This window comes from Streptococcus pseudopneumoniae (assembly GCF_001072315.1).
GTDB lineage: Bacteria > Bacillota > Bacilli > Lactobacillales > Streptococcaceae > Streptococcus > Streptococcus pseudopneumoniae_R.
Genome location: NZ_JVLI01000153.1, coordinates 1 through 8,711 on the forward strand (window position 1 = coordinate 1; position 8,711 = coordinate 8,711).

7 protein-coding genes and 1 tRNA gene are annotated in these 8,711 nt (G+C 41.5%); 4 read left to right on the forward strand and 4 right to left on the reverse strand.

Features of this window, described 5'->3' with window-relative positions; genetic code table 11:
• Positions 1-73 precede the first annotated feature (73 nt).
• The 4 genes from ADH54_RS07990 to ADH54_RS08005 form a co-directional block, all read right to left on the reverse strand.
• Positions 74-1,156 (reverse strand): M24 family metallopeptidase, encoded by a 1,083-nt coding sequence (locus ADH54_RS07990; protein WP_000040937.1) that lies wholly within the window; start codon positions 1,154-1,156, stop codon positions 74-76.
• A 127-nt stretch (positions 1,157-1,283) separates the two neighbouring features.
• On the reverse strand, positions 1,284-2,066 hold the full coding sequence (gene gatD / locus ADH54_RS07995) for a lipid II isoglutaminyl synthase subunit GatD (RefSeq protein WP_000263179.1): 783 nt from the start codon (positions 2,064-2,066) through the stop codon (positions 1,284-1,286).
• Positions 2,066-3,409, reverse strand: a complete 1,344-nt coding sequence (murT, locus tag ADH54_RS08000; protein WP_049524701.1) for a lipid II isoglutaminyl synthase subunit MurT — start codon at positions 3,407-3,409, stop codon at positions 2,066-2,068. The genes gatD and murT overlap by 1 nt, the downstream gene beginning before the upstream one ends.
• A gap of 98 nt (positions 3,410-3,507) precedes the next feature.
• On the reverse strand, positions 3,508-4,824 hold the full coding sequence (locus ADH54_RS08005; RefSeq protein WP_049524702.1) for an FAD-containing oxidoreductase: 1,317 nt from the start codon (positions 4,822-4,824) through the stop codon (positions 3,508-3,510).
• Positions 4,825-5,153: 329 nt separating this feature from the next.
• Between ADH54_RS08005 and ADH54_RS08010 the strand changes: the two genes are divergently transcribed.
• The 4 genes from ADH54_RS08010 (at position 5,154) to ADH54_RS08025 (ending at position 8,511) form a co-directional block, all read left to right on the forward strand.
• The gene (locus ADH54_RS08010) at positions 5,154-6,725 is read left to right on the forward strand and encodes a DEAD/DEAH box helicase (RefSeq protein WP_000671121.1); all 1,572 of its coding nucleotides are present in this window, start codon (positions 5,154-5,156) and stop codon (positions 6,723-6,725) included.
• A gap of 256 nt (positions 6,726-6,981) precedes the next feature.
• Positions 6,982-7,770, forward strand: coding sequence for a GTP-sensing pleiotropic transcriptional regulator CodY (gene codY, locus ADH54_RS08015; RefSeq protein WP_000940738.1), 789 nt, complete (start codon positions 6,982-6,984; stop codon positions 7,768-7,770).
• The gene (locus ADH54_RS08020) at positions 7,770-8,345 is read left to right on the forward strand and encodes a cysteine hydrolase family protein (RefSeq protein ID WP_049524703.1); all 576 of its coding nucleotides are present in this window, start codon (positions 7,770-7,772) and stop codon (positions 8,343-8,345) included. Before codY ends, ADH54_RS08020 begins: the two co-directional genes overlap by 1 nt.
• Before the next feature lie 80 nt (positions 8,346-8,425).
• A tRNA-Leu gene (locus ADH54_RS08025) sits at positions 8,426-8,511 on the forward strand.
• Positions 8,512-8,711: the final 200 nt, after the last annotated feature.

Sequence of the window (8,711 nt, forward strand, 5' to 3'; positions counted from 1 at the left end):
AAACAGTGTTTTGAGCAACCTGCGGCTAGTTTCCTAGTTTGCTCTTTGATTTTCATTGAGTATTAGATGAATATTAATCAAAATAAAGCAAGTCTTTGCTGGTGCTTGTAAAGAGGTCAAAGCCATCCTTGGTAACAACACCGCAGTCTTCAATACGGACACCGACCTTGCCAGGAATATAGATACCTGGTTCAACAGAGAAGCACATGCCTTCTTCGATAACCATGTCGTTTCCTTCCATGATAGATGGGAATTCGTGGACATCCATACCGATACCGTGACCGAGACGGTGGTTGAAGTACTCGCCGTAACCAGCTTTTTCGATAACCTCACGGGCAGCGCGGTCCACTTCATGGGCAGTCACACCCGGCTTGATAAAGTCAAGAGCAGCCTGTTGGGCTTCGAGGGTCAAGTTGTAAATATCTTTCTTGAATTGGTCTGGTTTGCCGACAGCGACCGTACGAGTCATATCTGACGCATAGCCGTTGACTAGAACACCAAGGTCAAAGAGGAGAAGGGCGTCATTTTCGACCTTATTAGCTGCTGGGATGCCGTGTGGATTTGCAGCATTATCACCAGTTAAGACCATGGTATCGAAGCTCATTTCATAACCTTCACGTTTCATGGCAAAGTCAATTTGAGCGATGATATCTGTCTCTGTCTTATTAAGAGAAATATTGTCAAAGCCAACATTAACAGCCTTGTCCGCATAGAGACCTGCAACCATCATTTTTTGCACTTCGTCAGCTGATTTGATGAGGCGCATGCGTTGGATACGAGGAGTGAGGTTTTCAAACTCAGCAGTTTCAAAGACTATTTTCAAGCCATGATATTTGGTCAAGATGAGATTGTCAAACTCAACAGCGACACGTTTGAAATCAAGCTGTGGAAGAGCATGTTTCATTTTTTGCCATGGATTTTCAGAATCCACATAGCCCACAACTGGGAAGGAAACAGTACTAGTAGCACGCTCCACTTCAAGGGCTGGGACAAAGAGGAGGGGTTCCTGATCCGCTAGGACAAAAAGGAACATTTGGCGTTCATGGGGATCACTGTAAAAGCCAGTGAGGTAATTGATTGTGACGGGGTCAGATACGACAGCGACGTCTAGTTTTTCTGATTCAAGATATGTTACGATTTGTTGTAATTTAGACATATGCTACCTTCTTTCTACTCCTCTATTTTGGCAAAAAAAGAGAGAAAATGCAAGGGAGAAGGGTAAAAGAAAAGACAAAAAGAACTCCGACAAGATAACGGAGTTCTTTGATATAATTTCCCTTTGTTTAAGAAAAGTCAGCCTTGCTTTTGACGTCGCTGTATTCCTCAGAGATTTCTTGGCTGAGAATGTCCTCATAAGCAGGGAGTTGAATGTCCTGACCATATTTCTTCTTGAGGGCTGTAGTGACTAGGCGATAAGCTAGATTGGCATTACGAGATAGGATAGGCCCGTGGAAGTAGGAACCAAAGACGTTCTTATAATGAACCCCTTCGCCGACTTTTTCTTCGTTATTTCCATTTCCATAGACAACCTGTCCCAGTGGTTTTTGGTCATCAGAGAGGAAGGTACGGCCCTGATGATTTTCAAAACCATAGTAGGTTTCATCGAAATCTTCATTGTGAATCTTGATGTCACCGATAAAACGGTTATTGGTCTGGTTGAGGGTGTAATGGCCCATGACCCCTAGCCCTTCGATACGTCTCCCTGAAGCTTCCACATAATATTGCCCCAATAATTGGAAACCACCGCAGATAGCCAGAACCACACCGTCGTTTTGGATGTAGTTGTCAATGCTCTCTTTTTTAGCAGGTAGGTCGTCCGCAATAATACTTTGTTCAAAGTCTTGACCGCCACCGAAAAAGGCAATGTCGTAGTGATTTTCATCAAAGTTATCATGGAGAGAAACGATGTCAACCGTCACATGGGCTCCCAGTTTTTCAGCCACATACTTGAGCATGAGGATGTTTCCATTGTCCCCATAGGTATTCATGAGATTTCCGTAGAGGTGGGCAATGTTGAGCTGATAGGGGTAATTGCCAGCTTTTGAGGAAAGTGAAGTATAAACCATTAGTTCATCTCCTTTCTAACAATCTGACGACTAGCCAGCAGTTCGCGGAATTCCAGCATAGCAGTATAAGTAGCTAGGATATAGGCATGCTTGCAGTCTTGGTTCTCAATGGTCTTAAGAACTTGTTCCAGACTACTTGTTTCAGTAATTTTATCAGCTGGATAGCCAGTTACTCGGAGACGACGTGCAATTTCAGAATGGCGAACACCTCCAGCATTGATTTCGGGAATGTCCATGTCAGTGATTTGTTCAAAGTCCGCATCCCATATCCAGCTAGTATCAATTCCGTCTGCATAGTTGGCATTTAGGAGAACTGATAGACTAAATGGATAAGGTGCTAGTTTAATCATTTCGATAGCTTGGGTCGCACCGACTGGATTTTTAATCAAGACGAGGGTACATTCCTTGTCACCAATATGGAAGGTTTCTTGGCGTCCAAAGACCGCACGGCTCTTATCAAATCCTTGCTTGATGAGTTGTGAATCTGCACCGAGGAAACGGGCGATGGCAACTGCAGCTAGGGCGTTGTAGATATTGTAGAGCCCGCCGATTTGAATACCGTATTCTTGTCCGTCAATGACAAAGCGAGAGCGATTGTTGGTCAACTCAACCAGTTTTGTCAAACGATAGTCTAAATCAGGACGTTTACATCCGCAGCCTTCACAGATATAGGCACCCAAGTTTGCATAGGTATTATGCTCATATTTGAGGATGTCTTGGCAGTCAGGACAGAGAATCCCTTCTGTATTATAGTGAGCCAGCTGGGCTGGCCCTTTCTCCAAGTCAAAACCAAAATACTCTACAGGATTTGGAATAGCTGGCTTGTAAAAAAGTGGACTGTCTCCATTAAGGAGAACAGTGGCAGTAGGCACCTTACGAATAGCGTCCAAAATCATCTTGTAAGTTGTGTAAATCTCACCATAGCGGTCCATCTGGTCACGGAAGATATTGGTGATAACAAATAAGCTTGGCTGGATATAGTCGCAGATACGAGATAGACTGGCTTCATCGATTTCTAGAACGGCAATATTTTTCCCAGTTTTTGAAGATTTGGCTGTTAAGAAGGTTGTCGCAATTCCTGTAATCATGTTGGCACCGCTTGGGTTGGTCAGAACTTGACCATAAACCTCTTTTAAAATGCCGACAGTGAGGGCAGTTGTTAGGGTTTTTCCATTTGTTCCAGTGACCACGACAATCTCGTAGTTCTTAGCTAGGTTTTGTAAAATATCTTTATCAAATTGAAGGGCGAGTTTTCCTGGGAGCGTACTTCCACGGCCAAGACGGCTTAAAACGAAGTGGGAAGAACGCCCAGAAAGAAGGCCCAAAGTAGTTTTTAAGTTCATGCTTCTATTATATCACAAAAGAGGGAAAAGACAGATTTGGTGTTTCGCAGAAGCAAAAACAGCCCAAAGAGGGCTGTCAGTTAAGATAAGACTTCAACTTAAATCGCAAACAAGTCATTCAAGTTCTCAGCCAAGGTTGGGTGGGTGAAGATTTGTTTTGTGAAGTAAGTGTAAGGAATCTTGTTGTCCATAGCAACAGTGATGATGTTGATGATTTCTTGAGAACCTTCTGAGAAGATGCTTGCTCCAAGAATTTCTTTTGTTTCAGTATTAACAACAGCTTTGAAAGCTCCACGAAGGTCTCCATTTACATGACCACGAGGCATGGCTGCAACAGGAATTTCCTTAACGGCGTATGGAAGTTTCAAATCAGCTGCTTGGCTTTCAGTCAAACCAACTTGTGAAAGTGCAGGTGTGATGAACATGGTGTTTGGTACATTGAGACGGTCTTCAAGTGTGTAGCTGCCATCTCCAGCAAGGTAGCTGTAAACAACACGGAAGTCATCAAGTGAAATGTAAGTAAATTGAAGGCCACCGTTGACATCTCCAACTGCAAAGACACCAGGAACGTTTGTTTGACAATGTTTGTCTACTTTAATAGCACCACGTTCAGTTAGTTCAATATCTGTATTTTCAAGTTGAAGTGGTTCTACATTTGGTTTGCGTCCAGTTGCATAGAGAAGGGCGTCGAAACGGTAAGTTTCATTTTCAGTTACGACAAGCACTTGGTCACCGTCGTTTTTGATTTCAGTAGTATGGATATTTTGAAGCAATTCAATGCCATCTTCTTCCATGTATTGTTTAGCAAGAGCTGCGATGGAAGGTTCTGCACGAGGTAGGAAAGTATCCAAGGCATCTAGGACTGTAACCTTGCTTCCAAGTTTGTTGTAAAGGCCAGCAAATTCAAGACCGATATTTCCGCCACCAAGGACTCCAAGTTTTTCAGGCAATTTGTCCAAGTTTTGGATACCTGTTGAGTCAAAGACGTTCTTGCTTGTAGCAAGTCCAGGGATTGGCAAGACGTTTGAAACAGCACCAGTGTTGATGACGATTGTTTCAGCAGTTAATTCTTGTTTTTCATCACCAGCTTGGATTTCGATGACTTTATTTGAAAGGAAGTGAGCTTCCGCATCAAAGATGTCGACGCCTGTACCAGCAACAGTCGCATAGTTTTTACCGTTGAGGCGACCAGTGATCGTGTTTTTAGTAGCAATCACTTCTTCAAAAGACAAGTCTTTCTCAGCAGCAACTAGCAAAGTTTTAGTTGGGATACAACCAATGTTGATACAAGTTCCACCGTACATAGCTTTGCTACGTTCAACGAGGGCAACTTTTTTGCCAGCTGAAGCCAATTTACCTGCTAGTGTTTTACCAGCTTTACCAAATCCGATAACGATTAAATCATAAGTTAACATTTAGAGTTCCTCCTATTCGAATTTCATTCTAGCACAAGAAAAAAACTTTTGCACAATTCTGCTACGCTTTAAAAAAGTTTATGAAATAGTGGAAATTATATCCTTACTTTCTCAAAAAAATCGTTTACATGACTTTATCGATGGATTAGGCTATCTTTTGCTTCTCTCTTGTGTTATACTAGATAGGTTGCAAAGAAAACAGTACTTTTCTTTTGTGGAAAAGAAGCAACACGATTTTATATCCAGTATATGAAAATACGTCATAAAAAGAAAAGTATAAACTAAGCCCTATAGGGTGGCTTCGCACCACCTTTAGAAAGAAGAATAACGTGAAATTTAATGAATTAAACTTGTCTGCTGATTTGCTAGCAGAGATTGAAAAAGCTGGTTTTGTAGAAGCCAGTCCGATCCAAGAACAAACCATTCCCTTGGCCCTTGAAGGCAAGGACGTTATCGGTCAAGCTCAGACTGGTACAGGAAAAACTGCAGCCTTTGGCTTGCCAACCCTTGAAAAAATCCGTACAGAAGAAGCGACCATCCAAGCTTTGGTTATCGCTCCAACTCGTGAACTTGCTGTCCAAAGTCAAGAAGAACTTTTCCGATTTGGTCGTAGTAAGGGAGTGAAAGTCCGTTCAGTATATGGCGGATCAAGCATTGAAAAACAAATTAAGGCTCTTAAATCTGGTGCCCATATCGTGGTGGGAACTCCAGGTCGCCTCTTGGACTTGATTAAACGCAAGGCCTTGAAATTACAAGATATTGAAACTCTTATCCTTGACGAAGCGGATGAAATGCTCAACATGGGCTTCCTTGAAGACATTGAAGCTATCATTTCTCGTGTCCCTGAAAACCGTCAAACCTTACTTTTCTCAGCAACTATGCCAGATGCCATCAAACGTATCGGTGTTCAGTTTATGAAAGAACCTGAACATGTGAAGATTGCTGCCAAGGAATTGACAACAGAATTGGTTGACCAATACTATATCCGAGTTAAAGAGCAAGAAAAATTTGATACCATGACCCGTCTTATGGATGTGGAACAACCAGAACTTGCTATCGTATTTGGTCGTACCAAACGTCGTGTAGATGAATTGACTCGTGGTTTGAAAATCCGTGGCTTCCGTGCAGAAGGAATTCATGGTGATTTGGACCAAAACAAACGTCTTCGTGTCCTTCGTGATTTTAAAAACGGTAATCTGGATGTTCTAGTTGCGACGGACGTTGCAGCGCGTGGCTTGGATATTTCAGGTGTGACCCATGTCTATAACTACGATATTCCACAGGATCCTGAAAGTTATGTTCACCGTATCGGTCGTACAGGTCGTGCTGGTAAGTCAGGTCAGTCGATTACTTTCGTATCACCAAATGAAATGGGCTACCTCCAAATTATTGAAAACTTGACTAAGAAACGTATGAAAGGCCTCAAACCTGCAAGTGCAGAAGAAGCCTTCCAAGCTAAAAAACAGGTAGCTCTCAAGAAAATTGAACGTGATTTTGCAGATGAGACTATCCGTGCCAACTTTGAGAAATTTGGTAAGGATGCTCGTAAGCTAGCTGCCGAATTTACTCCAGAAGAATTGGCAATGTATATCTTGAGTCTGACTGTTCAAGACCCAGATAGTCTTCCTGAAGTGGAGATTGCACGTGAAAAACCACTGCCATTTAAACCATCAGGTAATGGCTTCGGTGGTAAAGCTAAGGGAGGTCGTCGTGGAGATGACCGTCGTGATAATCGCCGTGGAGACAACCGTCGTGGTCGTCGTGATGATTTCAAAAAAGGAAGTCGTGGCAATGATCGTTTTGATAAGGAAAAACGCTATCGTAAGGAGAATAAAAAACCACGCAATACTTCAAGCGAAAAGCAAACAGGCTTTGTTATTCGTAACAAGGGCGATAAATAAGAAAAAGCGGTTCAAAATGAATCGCTTTTTTATATAAGGAGACCGAATGGAAAAAGAAAGATAAATAAAATAGACATATTATCTTATTGTAATATTATAATACACAAAAATAGGGAGCTTGTCAATAGAAAAGAAGCAATTTAATTAAAAATATTCTTGTTTTTTCAAATTGCAATTAAATAAGCAATTTTCAGATAATAATTGAAAATTCAAGCTGTTTATGTTATAATGATAGCGATTAAATTCGAGGTGAAAAATGGCACATTTATTAGAAAAAACTAGAAAAATTACTTCTATCCTGAAGCGCTCAGAGGAGCAGTTGCAGGAAGAACTTCCCTACAATGCGATTACCCGTCAATTGGCAGATATTATTGACTGTAACGCCTGTATCGTCAATAGCAAGGGACGTCTCCTTGGTTATTTCATGCGTTATAAAACAAATACAGATCGTGTAGAGCAGTTCTTCCAAACTAAGATTTTCCCGGATGACTACATTCAAGGTGCGAACATGATTTACGATACAGAAGCCAATCTGACAGTTGATCATGATTTGAGTATTTTCCCTGTGGAAAGTCGTGCCGACTTTCCAGATGGTTTGACGACTATTGCACCGATTCATGTATCAGGGATTCGCCTTGGTTCTTTGATTATTTGGCGCAATGATAAAAAATTCGAAGACGAGGATTTGATTCTTGTTGAGATTGCGAGTACCGTTGTTGGGATTCAACTCCTTAATTTCCAACGTGAAGAAGATGAGAAAAATATCCGCCGCCGTACTGCTGTTACCATGGCGGTTAATACCCTTTCTTATTCCGAACTCCGTGCTGTTTCAGCAATTTTAGGGGAATTAAATGGAAATGAAGGGCAGTTGACTGCGTCTGTAATTGCAGACCGCATCGGAATCACCCGTTCTGTGATTGTCAATGCCCTTCGTAAACTTGAATCTGCAGGAATTATTGAAAGTCGCTCACTTGGAATGAAGGGAACCTATCTTAAGGTCTTGATTTCAGATATTTTTGAAGAAGTGAAGAAAAGAGATTACTAATGACTAAGGCTTTGATTTCGATTGATTATACAGAAGATTTTGTTGCAGATAGTGGAAAATTGACAGCAGGTGCTCCAGCTCAGGCGATTTCGGAAGCTATTAGCAAGGTGACTCGATTAGCTTTTGAACGCGGAGATTATATCTTCTTTACCATCGATGCTCACGAAGAAAACGATTGTTTCCATCCAGAAAGCAAGTTGTTTCCTCCTCACAATTTGATTGGGACTAGTGGACGGAATTTATACGGAGATTTGGGGACCTTTTATCAAGAGCATGGTTCAGACAGTCGTATCTTTTGGATGGATAAACGCCATTACTCAGCTTTTTCAGGGACTGACCTGGATATCCGTTTGAGAGAGCGTCGAATTTCTACAGTTATTTTAACCGGAGTTTTGACGGATATCTGTGTCCTGCATACAGCTATAGATGCTTATAATCTAGGATATGACATCGAGATTGTTAAACCAGCTGTTGCTTCCATCTGGCCTGAAAATCACCAATTTGCCCTTGGACATTTCAAAAATACACTTGGAGCTAAGTTAGTAGATGAAAATCTAAATGAAATTTCTGAGTAATTTGGTTGATGAAATGAAAAAAATTGAAAAAAAGTGTTGACAAGCATCCTAAAAGTTGATATACTAGTAAAGTAATCGACGCGGGGATGGCGGAATTGGCAGACGCGCAGGACTAAGGATCCTGTGACCGCTTTAGGTCGTGAGGGTTCAAGTCCCTCTCTCCGCATAGGATAAGAGTTAGCTTAGGCTAGCTCTTTTGTTTTTATAAGGTTTATAATAGCTATGCTGGGCGTCCATCGCTTTCAGATAAATTTCTCCTAATTCTCTCTACTTTTTCTACTTTTTCCGAATAAATAGATAGTAGCAGTGAATCTAGTAAACCTAGATTTAATACTCTTCGAAAATCAAATTCAAACCACGTCAACG